15 protein-coding genes are annotated in these 14,893 nt (G+C 71.4%); 8 read left to right on the top strand and 7 right to left on the bottom strand.

What is annotated here, in order from left to right; translation table 11 throughout:
* Nucleotides 1-166 precede the first annotated feature (166 nt).
* On the top strand, nucleotides 167-655 hold the full coding sequence (locus ACGFW5_RS29420; protein ID WP_393837341.1) for an Lrp/AsnC family transcriptional regulator: 489 nt from the start codon (nucleotides 167-169) through the stop codon (nucleotides 653-655).
* A gap of 180 nt (nucleotides 656-835) precedes the next feature.
* On the opposite strand, the gene ACGFW5_RS29415 is transcribed toward ACGFW5_RS29420, so the two are convergent.
* On the bottom strand, nucleotides 836-1,429 hold the full coding sequence (locus tag ACGFW5_RS29415) for a TetR/AcrR family transcriptional regulator (protein WP_393837340.1): 594 nt from the start codon (nucleotides 1,427-1,429) through the stop codon (nucleotides 836-838).
* The gene (locus ACGFW5_RS29410; RefSeq protein ID WP_393837339.1) at nucleotides 1,426-2,982 is read right to left on the bottom strand and encodes a 3-hydroxyacyl-CoA dehydrogenase; all 1,557 of its coding nucleotides are present in this window, start codon (nucleotides 2,980-2,982) and stop codon (nucleotides 1,426-1,428) included. The genes ACGFW5_RS29415 and ACGFW5_RS29410 overlap by 4 nt, the downstream gene beginning before the upstream one ends.
* 198 nt (nucleotides 2,983-3,180) lie before the next feature.
* Here ACGFW5_RS29410 and paaN point away from each other — a divergent pair, with 198 nt between their 5' ends.
* Nucleotides 3,181-4,845 carry a phenylacetic acid degradation protein PaaN gene (paaN, locus tag ACGFW5_RS29405; RefSeq protein WP_393837338.1) on the top strand — a complete coding sequence of 555 codons (1,665 nt, stop codon included), beginning with the start codon at nucleotides 3,181-3,183 and terminating at the stop codon, nucleotides 4,843-4,845.
* Nucleotides 4,846-4,890: 45 nt separating this feature from the next.
* Here the strand turns inward: paaN and ACGFW5_RS29400 are convergent, their stop codons facing one another.
* The 3 genes from ACGFW5_RS29400 to ACGFW5_RS29390 form a co-directional block, all read right to left on the bottom strand.
* On the bottom strand, nucleotides 4,891-5,577 hold the full coding sequence (locus ACGFW5_RS29400; protein WP_393837337.1) for a TrmH family RNA methyltransferase: 687 nt from the start codon (nucleotides 5,575-5,577) through the stop codon (nucleotides 4,891-4,893).
* Nucleotides 5,574-6,722 (bottom strand): HTTM domain-containing protein, encoded by a 1,149-nt coding sequence (locus ACGFW5_RS29395; RefSeq protein ID WP_393837400.1) that lies wholly within the window; start codon nucleotides 6,720-6,722, stop codon nucleotides 5,574-5,576. The genes ACGFW5_RS29400 and ACGFW5_RS29395 overlap by 4 nt, the downstream gene beginning before the upstream one ends.
* A gap of 356 nt (nucleotides 6,723-7,078) precedes the next feature.
* Nucleotides 7,079-8,266: a DUF5819 family protein gene (locus ACGFW5_RS29390; protein WP_393837336.1), complete on the bottom strand. Its 1,188-nt coding sequence runs from the start codon at nucleotides 8,264-8,266 to the stop codon at nucleotides 7,079-7,081.
* A 135-nt stretch (nucleotides 8,267-8,401) separates the two neighbouring features.
* On the opposite strand from ACGFW5_RS29390, the gene paaA reads away from it, so the two are divergent.
* The 6 genes from paaA to ACGFW5_RS29360 all read left to right on the top strand — a co-directional run bounded on the left by paaA (nucleotide 8,402) and on the right by ACGFW5_RS29360 (nucleotide 13,229).
* Entirely contained in the window at nucleotides 8,402-9,391 is a 990-nt protein-coding gene (paaA, locus tag ACGFW5_RS29385; RefSeq protein ID WP_393837335.1) for a 1,2-phenylacetyl-CoA epoxidase subunit PaaA, read from the top strand.
* Nucleotides 9,388-9,675: a 1,2-phenylacetyl-CoA epoxidase subunit PaaB gene (gene paaB, locus ACGFW5_RS29380; protein ID WP_393131100.1), complete on the top strand. Its 288-nt coding sequence runs from the start codon at nucleotides 9,388-9,390 to the stop codon at nucleotides 9,673-9,675. The genes paaA and paaB overlap by 4 nt, the downstream gene beginning before the upstream one ends.
* On the top strand, nucleotides 9,672-10,391 hold the full coding sequence (gene paaC / locus ACGFW5_RS29375) for a 1,2-phenylacetyl-CoA epoxidase subunit PaaC (protein ID WP_393837334.1): 720 nt from the start codon (nucleotides 9,672-9,674) through the stop codon (nucleotides 10,389-10,391). The genes paaB and paaC overlap by 4 nt, the downstream gene beginning before the upstream one ends.
* Nucleotides 10,385-10,888, top strand: coding sequence for a 1,2-phenylacetyl-CoA epoxidase subunit PaaD (paaD, locus tag ACGFW5_RS29370; RefSeq protein WP_393837333.1), 504 nt, complete (start codon nucleotides 10,385-10,387; stop codon nucleotides 10,886-10,888). The genes paaC and paaD overlap by 7 nt, the downstream gene beginning before the upstream one ends.
* Complete coding sequence (locus ACGFW5_RS29365; RefSeq protein ID WP_393837332.1) at nucleotides 10,889-11,941, top strand: 2Fe-2S iron-sulfur cluster-binding protein; 1,053 nt, start codon at nucleotides 10,889-10,891, stop codon at nucleotides 11,939-11,941.
* 145 nt (nucleotides 11,942-12,086) lie between these two features.
* Nucleotides 12,087-13,229 carry an acyl-CoA dehydrogenase family protein gene (locus tag ACGFW5_RS29360; RefSeq protein WP_393837331.1) on the top strand — a complete coding sequence of 381 codons (1,143 nt, stop codon included), beginning with the start codon at nucleotides 12,087-12,089 and terminating at the stop codon, nucleotides 13,227-13,229.
* A gap of 197 nt (nucleotides 13,230-13,426) precedes the next feature.
* On the opposite strand, the gene ACGFW5_RS29355 is transcribed toward ACGFW5_RS29360, so the two are convergent.
* The gene (locus ACGFW5_RS29355) at nucleotides 13,427-13,771 is read right to left on the bottom strand and encodes a rhodanese-like domain-containing protein (protein WP_393837330.1); all 345 of its coding nucleotides are present in this window, start codon (nucleotides 13,769-13,771) and stop codon (nucleotides 13,427-13,429) included.
* 44 nt (nucleotides 13,772-13,815) lie between these two features.
* Nucleotides 13,816-14,757, bottom strand: coding sequence for a hypothetical protein (locus tag ACGFW5_RS29350; RefSeq protein WP_393837329.1), 942 nt, complete (start codon nucleotides 14,755-14,757; stop codon nucleotides 13,816-13,818).
* Nucleotides 14,758-14,893 lie beyond the last annotated feature (136 nt).

Raw genomic sequence — 14,893 nt, 5'->3', positions numbered from 1 at the left:
GTAGGGAGCGGACATCCAGGGCGGGGCGCGCGACTGTGACGCCCCTCACCTACCGATTGTTCGGTCGTGGACGCATTTTGGCTACAGGCACCCTCAGCCTGTGGACAAACGGTTCTCCACAGCCTGTGATGGGAACAGGTCGTCCACAACAGGAAGGCGGGGGGACATGGCAGCTGAACAAATGGCCACCGGCGACGCCCGGCCGGTGCCGGCGCGCCCGCTGGACGAGATCGACCACGACATCCTGCGCATCCTCCAGACGGACGGCCGGGCCTCGATACGGTCCGTGGCCGAGCGGGTGCACGTCTCGCGCGCCAATGCCTACGCCAGGATCAACCGGCTCGTCGAGGACAGCGTGATCCGCGGCTTCACCGCGCGCGTGGACCACGAGAGGGCGGGCCAGGGCGCCGCCGCGTACATCACGCTCAAAATCGTGCAGAACTCCTGGCGCACCGTGCGCGCACAGCTCAGGCAACTGCCGGGCGCGGCACACATCGCCCTGGTGAGCGGTGACTTCGACGTACTGCTCCTGGTGCACACCCCGGACAACAGGGCCTTGCGCGAACTCGTCCTGACCCGGATCCAGTCCATCCCGGAGGTGCTGTCCACGCGCACGCTGCTGGTGTTCGAGGAGACGGACCTCGACCCCGTCTGAGCGCCGCCGACGGCGCCCGGGCGCAGGTGACGACCGATGGCGCCCGGGCGCAGGTGACAACCGATGGCGCCGTGGCACAGGTGACGACCGATGGCGCCGTGGCACAGGTGACGACCGATGCTCCTGGGCGGGGTGCCTGCCCCGGCCTTCTTGGCAGCGGCCCGTCAACGGCCCCGGGCCTCAGTGCCCGGTCCGCAACCCGTCGAACGCCATCCTGACCACGGTGTCCGCCATCTGGTCCCCGTCCGCCTCGCCCTCGCGCTGGGGCCGGTACCACTCCACCAGGGAGTTGACCATGCCGAAGAGCAGCCGGGTGGCCAGCCGGATGTCCAGGTCGGCCCGGAGATCACCGTCGGCGACGGCCGCCTTGAGCAGGTCGGCGACGCGCTGGTCGAACTCCCTGCGCCGCTCCATCGCCCAGCGTTCCGTCTTGGTGTTGCCGCGGACGCGCAACAGCAGCGTGACGTAGGGCAGTTCCGCCGTCAGGACTTCGACGGTACGCCGCGTGACGTACTCGACGCGCTCGATGGAACGGCCGCGCACGGCGCCCGGCTCGTCCAGGACGCCGAAGAGGCCGTCGATGGCACGGCTCACGGCCCGCCGAAGCAGCTCCTCCTTGCCGGCGACATGGTGGTAGATCGACGACTTGGAGATCCCGGCGGCCTTGGACAGGTGCTCCATCGAGGTGCCGTCGTAGCCCCGCTCGTTGAAGATCCGGACCGCGACCGTCAGAAGCGTCTCCGGCGTGTACGTGTCGCGCTTCGCGGTCGTCATGAGCCCGTCTCCTCGTCGCCGGCGTACGCCTGTCGGTACAGCGCGAGCGAGGGCGCGTAGCGGCCGGTGGGGCAACGCTCGTGAAGCGCCGACAGCAGGTCGTACGCCCAGTCCTGACCCAGGCGCCGGTTCCATTCGACGGGCCCGAGCGGGTAGTTGACGCCGAGCCGCATCGCGGTGTCGATGTCCTCGGGCGTGGCGACGCCCTTGGCGACGGCGTCGGCGGCGAGGTCGACGAGCATCGCGACGGTACGGGCCACGATCATGCCCGGCACGTCACCGATGACGCTGACCTCCTTGCCGAGCTTCTGGAACAGGCCGACGGCCTCGCTGACCGCACGTTCGGAGGTGTCCTCGCTCGCGGAGAGCGCGATGCGGGTGGCGCCCCGGTAGTCGAGGGCGAGGTCGAAGTAGACGACGTCCGCGAACTCCACGGACGTCTTGCCGTCGGCCGGGACGAGCTGTCCATCCCCCGGAAGCTCGATGTAGGGGCCGCCCTCGTTGACGCTCTTCACGTCGATGCCGGCCTCGGTCATCATCGCGACCAGATCGCGGGCGGGGCCCAGGTCACCGACGACGGTGACGGCTGCGGGTGCCTCGGCGGGCGGGGCGGTGCGGGGCGCCGGGCGCCCCGCCTCCTTTGAGGGCGCGCCCCCAGCGGCACCGGGCGCTTCGTAGGCGTACCAGCCGCGCCCGCTCTTGCGTCCGTGCAGGCCGGACTCGACGAGCCGGCGCTGGGCGAGGGACGGGGTGAACTTGGGGCTCTGGAAGAAGGACTCCCAGACCGAGCGCGTCACCGCCTCGTTCACGTCCTGCCCGATGAGGTCGGTCAGCTCGAACGGGCCCATCCGGAACCCGCCGCACTCGCGCAGCACCGCGTCGATGGTGGCCGGGTCCGCGCCGCGCTCCTCGTGGACGGCGAAGGCCTCGGCGTAGAAGGGGCGGGCGATGCGGTTGACGATGAAGCCCGGGGTGTCGGTGCAGCGCACCGGCGTCTTGCCCCAGGCCTTCACCGTTTCGTACGCCCGGACCGCTGCGGCCTCGTCGGTGGCGAAGCCGCTGACGACCTCGACCAGCGGGAGCAGCGGCGCCGGGTTGAAGAAGTGCAGGCCGACGAAGCGGCCGGGGTGCCTGAGCGCCCCCGCGATCGCGGTGACGGACAGCGACGAGGTGTTGGTGGCGAGCAGGCAGTCCTCGGCCACCACCGCCTCCAGGGCGCTGAACAGCTCCTGTTTGACGGGGAGTTGTTCGAGGACCGCTTCGATGACGAGCGCCGCGTCGGCGAGCTCGGCGAGATCGGCGGCCGGGTGCAGCCGGGCCAGCGCCGCATCGCGCGCGGCGCCGTCGATGCGGCCCTTGTCGACCAGCCGGTCCAGGCGTCCGGCAAGGGCGTCGGCGGCCTCGCGCGCGCGGCCCGGCACGGCGTCGTGGAGCCGTACGCGGTGCCCGGCGACCAGGGCGACCTGGGCGATGCCCTGGCCCATGGTCCCGGTGCCGACGACGGCGACGGTACGGCTCGGCGCGATCGCTGAGGCGCTGGCGGTTTCGGTCATGAACGCGATCCTCCCCTACGGCGTGCCCGCGGGCCCGGCGGGCCCCCTTGCGGGGCCGCACGACAGGGGCCCCGACGGGCGCGGCCGGCAGTTGTCCACAGGTTTCCCCGGGCCCTCTTGTCCCGACCGATCGTTCGGTTACTCTAGCGGTGTCCGGCTCTCCCTGCCCAGCTCGAAGACTCGACGAGGAGTTGCTCCATGCAGCTGACCGAGAAGCACAGGCCCACCTTGGACGGGGCCCTGGAGGCAATCCGCACGCGTGCGTACTGGTCGCCGCACCCGGAGCACCCCAAGGCCTACGGGGAGACGGGCGCCGAAGACGGCAAGGCGGCCTTCGACGCGCTCCTGAACCGCCGCTTCGACCTCGACCAGCCGGGCACCGACGACTGGGCGGGCGGCGAAGTCTCGCCCTACGGCATCGAGTTGGGCGTGCAGTACCCGCACCCCGATCTGGACGTGCTGCTGCCCGCGATGCGCGCCGGCATGGCCGACTGGCGGGCCGCCGGACCCGAGACGCGCGCCCTGGTCTGCATCGAGATCCTGGCCCGCATCGGCGCACGCACCCACGCGTTCGCGCACGCGGTCATGCACACCAGCGGCCAGGCCTTCATGATGGCGTTCCAGGCCGGCGGCCCGCACGCCCAGGACCGCGGCCTCGAGGCCGTCGCGTACGCCTACCAGGAGCAGACACGCACCCCGTCGGGCAGCGCCGCCTGGTCCAAGCCGCAGGGCAAGCGGGAGCCCCTGGAGCTCACCAAGACGTTCACACCGGCCGGGCGCGGCATCGCCCTCCTCATCGGCTGCAACACCTTCCCGACGTGGAACGGCTACCCGGGCCTGTTTGCCTCGCTCGCCACCGGCAACCCGGTCCTGGTCAAGCCCCACCCGCGCGCGATCCTGCCGCTCGCGATGACGGTGAAGGTGGCGCGCGAGGTCCTGGCCGAGGCCGGCTTCGATGCCAACCTGGTGGCGCTCGCGGCTGAGCGGCCCGGCGAAGGCATCGCCAAGACCCTCGCGGTGCGCCCCGAAATCAAGATCATCGACTACACGGGCTCCACGGAATTCGGCGACTGGCTCGAGACCAACGCGCGCCAGGCGCAGGTCTACACGGAGAAGGCCGGCGTCAACACGGTGGTCATCGACTCCACCGACAACTACAAGGGCATGCTCGCCAACCTGTCCTTCTCGCTGTCCCTGTACAGCGGCCAGATGTGCACCACCCCGCAGAACCTGCTGATTCCGCGCGACGGCATCACCACCGACGCGGGGAAGAAGTCCTACGACGAGGTCGTCACCGACATCGCGGGTGCGGTCGGCGGTCTCCTCGGCGACGACGCCCGGGCCAACGCGCTGCTCGGTGCCCTGGTCAACCCGGACGTGAAGTCCCGTCTTGAAGCCGCCTCCGGCCTCGGTGAAGTCGCCCTGCCCTCACGGGAGGTGGCCAACCCCGAGTTCCCGGACGCGGTGGTGCGCACCCCGGTGATCGTCAAGCTGGACGGCGCGAAGCCGGACACGGAGGCCGCCTACCTCTCGGAGTGCTTCGGCCCGGTCTCCTTCGCCGTCGCCGTCGACTCCACGGCGGACGCGATCGAGCTGCTGCGCCGCACGGTCCGCGACAAGGGCGCGATGACGGTCGGTGCGTACACCACATCGTCCGAGGTGGAGCGCGCGGTGGAGGACGTCTGCCTGGACGAGTCGGCCCAGCTGTCGCTCAACCTGACGGGCGGGGTCTACGTCAACCAGACGGCCGCCTTCTCCGACTTCCACGGCTCGGGCGGCAACCCGGCGGCCAACGCGGCCCTGTGTGACGCGGCGTTCGTGGCCAACCGGTTCCGCGTGGTGGAGGTCCGCAGGCAGGGCTGAGCGCAGGGCTGAGCCCAGGGTTTCGAAGGGGCGGGGGCGCGTGCGTCAGTCGGGGACGACGGCGTGCCTCTGCACCCAGGCGTGCATCGCGATGGCTGCCGCGGCTCCCGCGTTGATCGAGCGCGTGGAGCCGAACTGGGCGATGGAACACACCAGGTGGGCGTGCTCGCGCGCCTCCTCGGTGAGCCCGGGGCCCTCCTGGCCGAAGAGCAGCACACACCGCCGCGGCAGCTCGGTCCGCTCAAGGGGAACCGCGCCGGGCAGATTGTCGATGCCGATGATCGGCACACCCTCCGCCGCAGCCCACGCCGTCAGCGACTCGGTGTCCGGGTGGTGGCGCACATGCTGGTAGCGGTCGGTGACCATCGCCCCGCGCCGGTTCCAGCGGCGCCGCCCGACGATGTGGATCTCCTTGGCCATAAACGCGTTGGCGGTGCGCACCACGGAGCCGATGTTGAAGTCGTGGCCCCAGTTCTCCACGGCCACATGGAAGTCGTGCCGCCGGGTGTCGAGGTCGGCGACGATCGCCTCCCGCGTCCAGTACCGGTAGGCGTCGACGACATTGCGCCGGTCGCCGTGCGCCAGCAGTTCCGGGTCGTACCGCTCGCCCTCCGGCCACGGCAGCGGGTGCGGGCCCACCCCGACCTCGGCCGGGCCGAAGCCTTCGTCGTACTGGATGGGGTCGCCGGCCGGGGCGTCCTCGGCCGGGGCCGGCTGTTCGGTGCTGCTCACCCCACGAGCGTACGTGGCCGCTCGATCTCCTCTGCCCGCTGCCCGCGCCGCTCGGGACGGCGCACGCCCGGCCTGAGCCGGGCCGCCAGCGCACCCACGGCGCGCAGGAAGGGCGTCGGCAGGAAGACGGCGTCGGCGGCGATCATCGCGAGCGAGAAGAACGGCAGGCCGAGCAGGACGGCGATCCCCGCGTGCTCCAGCATCATCCCCACCAGCAGGACGTTCTTGACCCGCCGATTGAACAGCGTGAACGGGAACGCCACTTGCACCATGACCGTTCCATAGGTGAGCAGCATCACGATCACGCCGCTCGCGCCCAGGAGGGAGGAGAGTTCGGGCCACGGCGAGAAGTAGTCCAGCTTCAGCGGGTAGAACAGCGCGGTGCCGTCCTGCCAGCGGCTGCCCTGGATCTTGTACCAGCCGGCCGTCGCGTAGACCAGGCAGACCTCCGCCATGATCACGACCATGGCCGCGTTGTGGACGAGGTTGCCGAGGACGTCGAGCAGCGCCCGTGAGTCGCTGCTCGCGAACCTGGCCACGGCCCACCACAGGCCCTGACCGGCCCACACGCCCCAGAACACGACCCACAGCCACCACTCGCCGCCACCGAAGACACCGGACCCGGACATACGCCAGGTGCCGGCCAGCAGCGCAAGGCCGCACACCGCCCACAGCACCGGGCCGACCCGGTCGCGCCCTGCCCCGCGCGCCGCGCGCCGCGCGTCCAGCGACCACACCTGCGCGCACCGCGTGAAGACCAGATAGATCGCCATCAGGTGGATGACGTTGTCACCGCCGTCCCCCTCGAAGACGGAGCGATTCTGCAGGGAGAGCACACCGATCATGAAGACGACGGACATGGTGCGGGTGCGCCAGCCCAGCATCAGGAGAGCGCTGGACACGATGGCCAGCGCGTACACGATCTCGAACCAGACCGTGCTGCTGGACCACAACAGCACGGTGAACGCGTGGTTGCCGGACACCAGACGGTTGCCGAGATCCCAGCTCCAGGGGCCGTCGGGCCCGTACAGCTCATGCCGGTTGGGCAGTTCGCGCAGCAGGAAGAACAGCCAGGTCGCGGAGAAGCCGATGCGCACGACGGCGCTCTGGTACGGCCCGAGCGCCGCGGCCGAGGCAATCCGCAGGGCCCGCGCCGCATGCGTCTCGGGCGCGGGAGTCTGCTCGGGGGCCGAGGGGCGCTCGGGGGCCGAGGGGCGCTCGGGGGCCGAGGGGCGCTCGGGGGCCGAGGGCCGCTCGGGGGCCGAGGGGCGGTCGGGGGCCGAGGGGCGCTCGGGGGCCGAGGGGCGCTCGGGGGCCGAGGGCCGCTCGGGGGCCGAGGGGCGGTCGGGGGTGAGGGTGCTGGCGGGCGTGGGGGTCTGCTCGGAAGCCGGGGCGTGCGGTGGCGCTTCGGCGCGGGCGGCGCCGGGCGCCGCCTCCGCTCCGCGCTGCGGGCCGTTCGGCGTTCGCCCGTGCGCTGCCGGGCCGTCGTGGTCGTACGTACTCACCGCTTCGCCTCCGTGCCTGCGTCACCGGCGCCCTTGGGCAGGTCGGCCGGGGTCACCGTCCACCACGGCACCACCCGGTAGGTCGGCCGGGTGTCGGTCTTCTCGTCGCTCCACGGGGGGCTCTTGACGGATGTGGTCATGGACCTGACCTGGATCCGGTCGACGGTGCCGCCATCGCGGTGGGTGCCGAGCCGGAGCATGACGATGCGGCGCAGATACTGCTCCGAGAGCTCGCCGCGCAGACCGCTCGGCTTGTTGTCGTCGGTGTGCGATCCCACGAAGAAGTCCCAGCTGCGCCGCAGTTCGTTCTGCTCGGTGTGGCTGGGCAGCGGATTGTGGCGGATCCCCGCGCCGTCCTGTGCGGAGAAGTCGATCCAGTCGGTGGTCCTGGTGCTGCCGTCGGGCAGTTTGATCTCGGCGCGCGCCTGGACGTCGATGTTCTGCTGGAGCGGATTGGGCGCGAAGAGCTTCCAGTTCTGCTCGAACTCGGGGTAGATCCAGTCGTCCACGACCTTGCCGTACTGCTTGCTGATCGTGTTGGACGGCGCCACGTGCAGGAACACCATCCCGATCTGGAAGCAGGCGACCACGGCGATGGCGGCGAGCCCCAGGGCGGCCACGAACTGGAACCGGACGGGCAGCCCCGCGATCCCGAGCCCGGAACCGGCCCCCCCGTCGGCGTCCGCACCTCGCGAAGGACCGGCCGCGCCGCCGGCGCCCGCAAGGGCCTGGGGAGGTACGAGCCCCTGGCCGTCGGCGGGGTGGCCCGGGCCGTCCGCGGTAGCGGGGCGGTTGGCCGAACCAAGGCCGTCGGCCGACTGAAGGACGTCGGCCGGGTGGAGGTTATGGGCCGGGTGGAGGTCATCGGCCGGTTCCGAACCGTCGGCCGGTTCAGGACCATCGACCCGTTCAGGACCACCGGCCCGCTCGGGACCGTCGGCCGGGCGACGGCCATCGACCGGTGGGTGAGGGGTATGTCCGTCATGGGCGACCGCCGAACCGAAACCGGCGCCCTCGCCCGCACCGGAAGCCTGGCCGGTTTCCGGGACCGGACCCGGTGCCCGCGAGGCTCCGCAGTCGCACGTCACCCGGTTGCCGGATCCGTCCTCAACGGCCCTGACCTGCTCGGATTCCGCCCCGTCGGCCTTGCCCCCGGCCCCGGTCCCGTCCCTGTACGAATCCATCCCGCCCCGATCGGCACCCACTGAGTTATCCACAGGGTTGACACCCTACGGGCCGTCGACTCACCATTGAAGTCATTGAACCGAACGATCGGTCGGTTGGTAGACCGCCGCACAGCAGCTCGGCAGGGGGCCGGAATGACCGGAGTGACCGCGACAGCCACGGCAGCCGCAGAGACGGGTGAGTCGCACCAGGCGGTGTTCGACGCGGCCGTCGCCGCGGACGAGCGGATCGAGCCACGCGACTGGATGCCGGAGGAGTACCGCTCCTCGCTGGTCCGCCAGATGGCGCAGCACGCCCATTCCGAGATCATCGGCATGCAGCCCGAGGCGAACTGGATCACCCGTGCGCCGTCCCTGCGCCGCAAGGCGATCCTGATGGCCAAGGTGCAGGACGAGGCGGGCCACGGTCTCTACCTCTACAGCGCGGCCGAAACGCTCGGGACCGGCCGCGACGAGCTCCTGGACAAGCTGCACTCGGGTCGCCAGAAATACTCGTCGATCTTCAATTACCCCACCCTCACCTGGGCCGACGTCGGGGCGATCGGCTGGCTGGTGGACGGCGCGGCGATCACCAACCAGGTCCCGCTGTGCCGCTGCTCCTACGGTCCCTACGCCCGCGCGATGGTCCGCATCTGCAAGGAGGAGTCCTTCCACCAGCGGCAGGGGTACGAGCTGCTGCTCGCCCTGTCCCAGGGGACACCCGAGCAGCACGCGATGGCGCAGGACGCGGTGAACCGCTGGTGGTGGCCCTCACTGATGATGTTCGGCCCGCCCGACGACGAGTCGGCGCACTCCGCGCAGTCGATGACGTGGAAGATCAAGCGCCACTCCAACGACGAGCTGCGCCAGCGCTTCGTGGACATAGCGGTCGGCCAGGCGGAGGGCCTGGGGCTCACGCTGCCCGACCCCGAGCTGCGCTGGAACGAGGAGCGCGGCCACCACGACTTCGGCGCGATCGACTGGACGGAGTTCTGGGAGGTCCTGAAGGGCAACGGCCCCTGCAACGAGCAGCGGATCACCCAGCGGCGCCGGGCCCACGAAGAGGGCGCCTGGGTCCGCGAGGCGGCGGCCGCCCACGCCACCAAACAGCAAGCGCAGCACGCGAACGGAGGGGCAACGGCATGAGCACGCACGACTGGCCGCTGTGGGAGGTGTTCGTGCGCTCACGCCGCGGGCTGTCCCACACCCACGCGGGAAGCCTGCACGCGCCGGACGCCGAAATGGCCCTGCGCAACGCCCGGGACCTCTACACCCGCAGGTCGGAGGGCGTCTCGATCTGGGTCGTGCCGTCCGCCGCGATCAGCGCCTCCTCGCCCGACGAGAAGGACTCGTTCTTCGACCCGGCCGCCGACAAGCCCTACCGCCACCCGACGTTCTACGAGATCCCCGAAGGGGTGAAGCACCTGTGACGGCCATCGTCTCGGCGGACGCCGCCCTGGCCCTCGGGGACGACGCCCTCGTGCTGTCGCACCGGCTCGGGGAATGGGCCGGCCACGCGCCCGTCCTCGAAGAGGAGGTCGCCCTGGCCAACATCGCGCTCGACCTGCTCGGCCAGGCCAGGGTCCTGCTCTCCCAGGTCGGCGACGAGGACGAACTCGCCTACCTCCGTGAGGAGCGCGCCTTCCGCAACCTCCAGCTCGTCGAGCAGCCCATCGGCGACTTCGCCCACACCATCGCCCGCCAGCTGTACTTCTCGACGTACCAGCACCTCCTCTACGGCGAACTGGCGTCCGGGGAGGGCGAGTTCGCGGCGCTGGCGGCGAAGGCGGTCAAAGAAGTCGCCTACCACCGCGACCACGCCGAGCAGTGGACGCTGCGCCTGGGCGACGGCACACAAGAGAGCCACGGACGCATGCAGCGGGCCTGCGCGGCACTGTGGCGCTTCACCGGCGAGATGTTCCAGCCCGTGCCGGGACTCGACATCGACTGGGCCGCTCTCGAAACGCGGTGGCTGGAATCGGTGACCACGCTCCTCGGCCGGGCCACCCTGACCGTCCCCGAAGGCCCCCGCTCCGGAGCCTGGGCGGCGGGAGCGGGCCGCCAGGGACTGCACACCGAGCCGTTCGGGCGCATGCTCGCCGAAATGCAGCACCTGCACCGCAGTCACCCGGGGGCGTCATGGTGACCGACACCCGCCCCAGCGCGCTGGAAACCGAGCTGCGCCGCCTCGCCGGCTCCGTCCCCGACCCGGAACTGCCGGTGCTGACCCTCGACGAGCTCGGCGTGCTGCGCGGACTGCGCGTCGAAGCCCCCGGCAGGGTGCGGGTCGAGCTCACGCCCACCTACACCGGATGCCCGGCCGTCGAGACCATGGCCACGGACATCGAGCGCGTGCTGCACGACCACGGCATCCCGGAGGTCTCGGTCGTACGCGTGCTGTCCCCCGCCTGGTCGACCGACGACATCAGCGCCGAAGGGCGCCGCAAGCTCGCCGAGTTCGGCATAGCCCCGCCGCGCCCCCACACCATCGATGGACCGGTCGCGCTCACCCTGTCGGTCCGCTGCCCGCACTGCGGCTCCACCGACACCGAACTGCTCAGCCGCTTCTCCTCCACCGCGTGCAAGGCGCTGCGCCGCTGTGTGTCCTGCCGTGAACCATTCGACCACTTCAAGGAGTTGTAGATGTTCCATCCGCTCCGGGTCAGCGAGGTCGAGCAACTGACCGACGACGCGGTGGCCGTCACCTTCGCCGTGCCGCCCGAGCTCCGCGAGACCTACCGGCACCTGCCCGGCCAGCACCTCGCCCTGCGCCGCGTCGTGGGCGGTGAGGAAATACGCCGCACGTATTCGATCTGCGCCCCCGCCGTCGAGGCGCCGGACGAGCCGGTCCTGCGCGTCGGCATCCGCGTCGTCGAAGGCGGCGCGTTCTCCACGTACGCGTTCAAGGAACTGTCCGTCGGCGACACGGTCGACGTCATGGAACCGATGGGCCGCTTCGTCCTGCCCCCGCGCCCCGGGCACTTCGCGGCGATCGTCGGAGGCAGCGGCATCACCCCCGTCCTGTCGATCGCGGCCACCCTGCTCGCCCGCGAGCCCGAAGCCCGGTTCTGTCTCCTGCGCAGCGACCGCAGCGCCGCCTCCACGATGTTCCTCGAAGAGACAGCCGACCTGAAGGACCGCTACCCCGAACGATTCCAGCTGGTCACCGTGCTGTCCCGGGAGGAGCAGCAGTCCGGGCTGCCCTCGGGCCGCCTCGACCACGAACGGCTGAGCGCCCTGCTGCCCGCGCTGCTCCCGGTCGGCGACATCGACGGATGGTTCCTGTGCGGGCCCCTCGGCCTGGTCGAAGGCGCGGAGCTGGCGCTGCGCGGCCTGGGCGTCGACCGAGACCGCGTCCACCAGGAGATTTTCCACGTCGACGCGGCACCGGCGCCGGCCGCCGCAGCCGCCGCCCCCGCGCACGCCAAGCTCACCGCCACCCTGGACGGCCGCTCGGGCAACTGGTCGGTGCAGGAAGGCGAAACCCTCCTCGAAACGATGCTGCGCGCCCGCGCGGACGCCCCGTACGCCTGCAAGGGCGGCGTGTGCGGAACGTGCCGGGCCTTCCTGGTCAAGGGCGAAGTACGGATGGAACGCAACTTCGCGCTGGAGCCGGAGGAGACGGAGGCGGGCTACGTGCTGGCCTGCCAGTCGCACCCCGCCACCGGGGAGGTCGAGCTCGACTTCGACCGCTGAGACCCGACGCCCGTCGGCGAGCGGCCATTCCCATCCCGTAGAACCTGTTCTATCTTGACGATCCGTCAGGTCCGGTCGGCGGCGCACCCACGCACACCGCGCCGCCCCACCCGGACAGAACCGGTGCACGCGGGAGGACAAGGCCGTGGACTTCACCTTCACCGAGGAGCAGCAGGCAGCCGTCGAAGCGGCCAGAGCCGTCTTCTGCGGCGTCGCACCCGACACAGTGCCAAGCCCCGCCCTCACCCCGGGTGCCGTCGCCGACGACTTCGACCGCGCCCTATGGGCCAAGGCCGCCGCGTCGGACCTGCTGAGTCTGGGCATCGACGCCGCATACGGCGGAGCCGGCCTCGACCCGATCGCCCTGTGCCTGCTGCTGCGCGAATCCGCCAAAGTCCTCGCCCGGCTGCCGCTCCTGGAAACCAGCGCGGTCGCCATGGCCGTACAGCGCTACGGCCATGCCCAGTTGAAGCGGGAACTCCTGCCCGCGATCGGCCGGGGCGAACTCGCCGTCACCGTCGCCGCCAACGGCCGCACCGGCCACGACAGCGCCGAACTCGCCGTCACCGCCCACCCCGACGGCGACCACTGGATCCTGGACGGCACCCAGACCGGCGTGCCCTGGGCCCAGACCTGCGACCGCATCGCCGTGCCCGCCCACACCGCAGAGGGACACACCGTCATAGCCCTCGTCCCCCGCGACCACCAGGGCATCACCCTCGCCGACCAGACCTCCACCAACGGCGAACGCTTCGCCGAACTCCACCTCGAAGCCCTACGCCTCGACGCGTCCGCAGTCGTCGAAGCCGACGGCGCATGGGAATGGCTGCGCGACCTGCTCACCACCGGAACCTGCGCCCAGGCCCTCGGCCTCGGCGAAGCCGTGCTCGCCATGACCAGCCAATACACCGGAAAACGCGAACAGTTCGGCCACCCGGTCGCCACGTTCCAGGCCGTCGCCGTCCAGGCCGCCGACCGCTACATCGACCTGCGCGCCATGGAAGCCACCCTGTGGCAAGCGGCCTGGCGCATCAGCAGCGGCGCCCAGAGCGCCCTGCCCGCCGCCGGTGACGTCGCGGTCGCCAAGATCTGGGCCTCCGAAGGCGTACGCCGCATCGTCCAGACCGCCCAACACCTCCACGGAGGCTTCGGCGCGGACACCGACTACGCACTGCACCGGTACCACGCCTGGGCCAAACAACTGGAGCTCGCCCTCGGCCCGGCCGCCGCCCACGAGGAAGCCCTCGGCGACCTCATCGCCGCCCACCCCCTCAGCCAGACCACGTAACGAGCCGGGCCGCCCAGCGGCACCCCGAGTCAGCGCACAACGGGCCGACCGGCCTGCGACTGCGTGGCGCTTGCAGCCGGGGGCTGCGGGCCAGCGGGGCTGCGGGTGGCAGCGGCCTGCGGGCCAGCGGATGGCAGCGGGTCAGCGGGTCAGCGGGTCAGCGGGTCAGCGGGTCAGCGGGTCAGCGGGTCAGCGGGTCAGATGACCGTGCCCGGGCCGCCCTGGCCGTCGACGACCTTGCGACCCGCCGCCTCCCACACCTGCATGCCGCCGTCGACGTTCACCGCGTCGATCCCCTGCTGCACCAGGTACTGCGTGACCTGAGCCGACCGTCCACCGACCCGGCACATCACATACGCCCGGCGCCCGTCCGCGACCGCCTCGGTCACCTCACCGAAACGAGCCCCGAACTCACTCATCGGCACATGCAGCGCACCCTCGGCATGCCCCGCCGCCCACTCGTCCGCCTCACGGACATCGAGGACCAGGGCATCGGCCGGCACACCGGCGACATCCACCGAGGGCAGCGGGGCGAAATTCATGGGTCATGCCTTCTCTCGTACGAACCCGGCAGGTCCTCCGCACGCTACTGCACCAGCTTGGCGAGCTCCGCCTCACGACCGGCCACCTCGGCCAGCAACTGCTCCGCGATCTCCTCAAGGAGCCGGTCCGGATCATCCGGCGCCATCCGCAGCATCGAACCGATCGCGCTGTCCTCCAGCTCCCGGGCCACCAGGGCGAGCAGTTCCTTGCGCCGGCTCAGCCACTCAAGGCGCGCGTACAGCTCCTCGCTCTCGCTCGGCCGCACCTCGGGCAGCGACGGCCCGGCCGCCCACTCCTCGGCCAGCTCACGCAGCAGCGCCTCGTCACCACGCCCGTACGCGGCATTGACCCGCGCGATGAACTCGTCCCGCCGCTCCCGCTCCGCGTCCTCCTGCGCCAGGTCGGGGTGCGCCTTGCGCGCCAGCTCGCGGTACAGCCTGCGTACCTCCTCGCTCGGCCGGACCCTCTTCGGCGGCCGCACCGGCTGGTCGGTGAGCATCGACGCGGCCTCGGGAGACAGGCCGTCGGAGTCCATCCAGTCGTGGAAAAGTTCCTCGACCCCCGGCATCGGCATCACGGCCGCCCGGGCCTCTTGCGCCTTGCGCACATCCTCCGGGTCGCCGCTCTGCACCGCCCGGGCCTCGGCGATCTCCGCGTCCAGCTCGTCGAGCCTGGCGTACATCGGGCCGAGCTTCTGGTGGTGCAGCCGGGAGAAATTCTCCACCTCGACCCGGAAGGTCTCCACCGCGATCTCGAACTCGATCAACGCCTGCTCGGCGGCCCGCACCGCGCGCTCAAGCCGCGCCTCGGGGCGCTCGGCCTCCGCCCCGCCCGGCGGACTCTCCTGCCCCGCTGCCGCGTCCGGCGCCGCGTCCGCTCCTGCCTGCCCGCCCAACGGCGTGCCTGGCTCGCCCCCCGCCGTCGCCCGGGTGGCCTGCGGGTCCTCGTTCCGGGCAGTCGTACCGCCGGCAGCTTCGTCCGTCACCGGTCCAGCGTACGGGCGGGACGGGGAACCTGGGGGCCCCTCCCCATTACCGTTTTGGTTGCCTCGCAATGGGGCGCCCGGCCTCCGGAGTTGGCATGACTTTCTCCCCCTGTCGATCGCATGTCTTGGGGGGTGG

Origin of the sequence: Streptomyces sp. NPDC048416, assembly GCF_043200435.1 — a bacterium.
In the GTDB taxonomy this organism is placed as follows: Bacteria; Actinomycetota; Actinomycetes; order Streptomycetales; family Streptomycetaceae; genus Streptomyces.
Note: the sequence above shows the minus strand (reverse complement) of the source record. Positions and strands in the feature narration are given on the sequence as shown.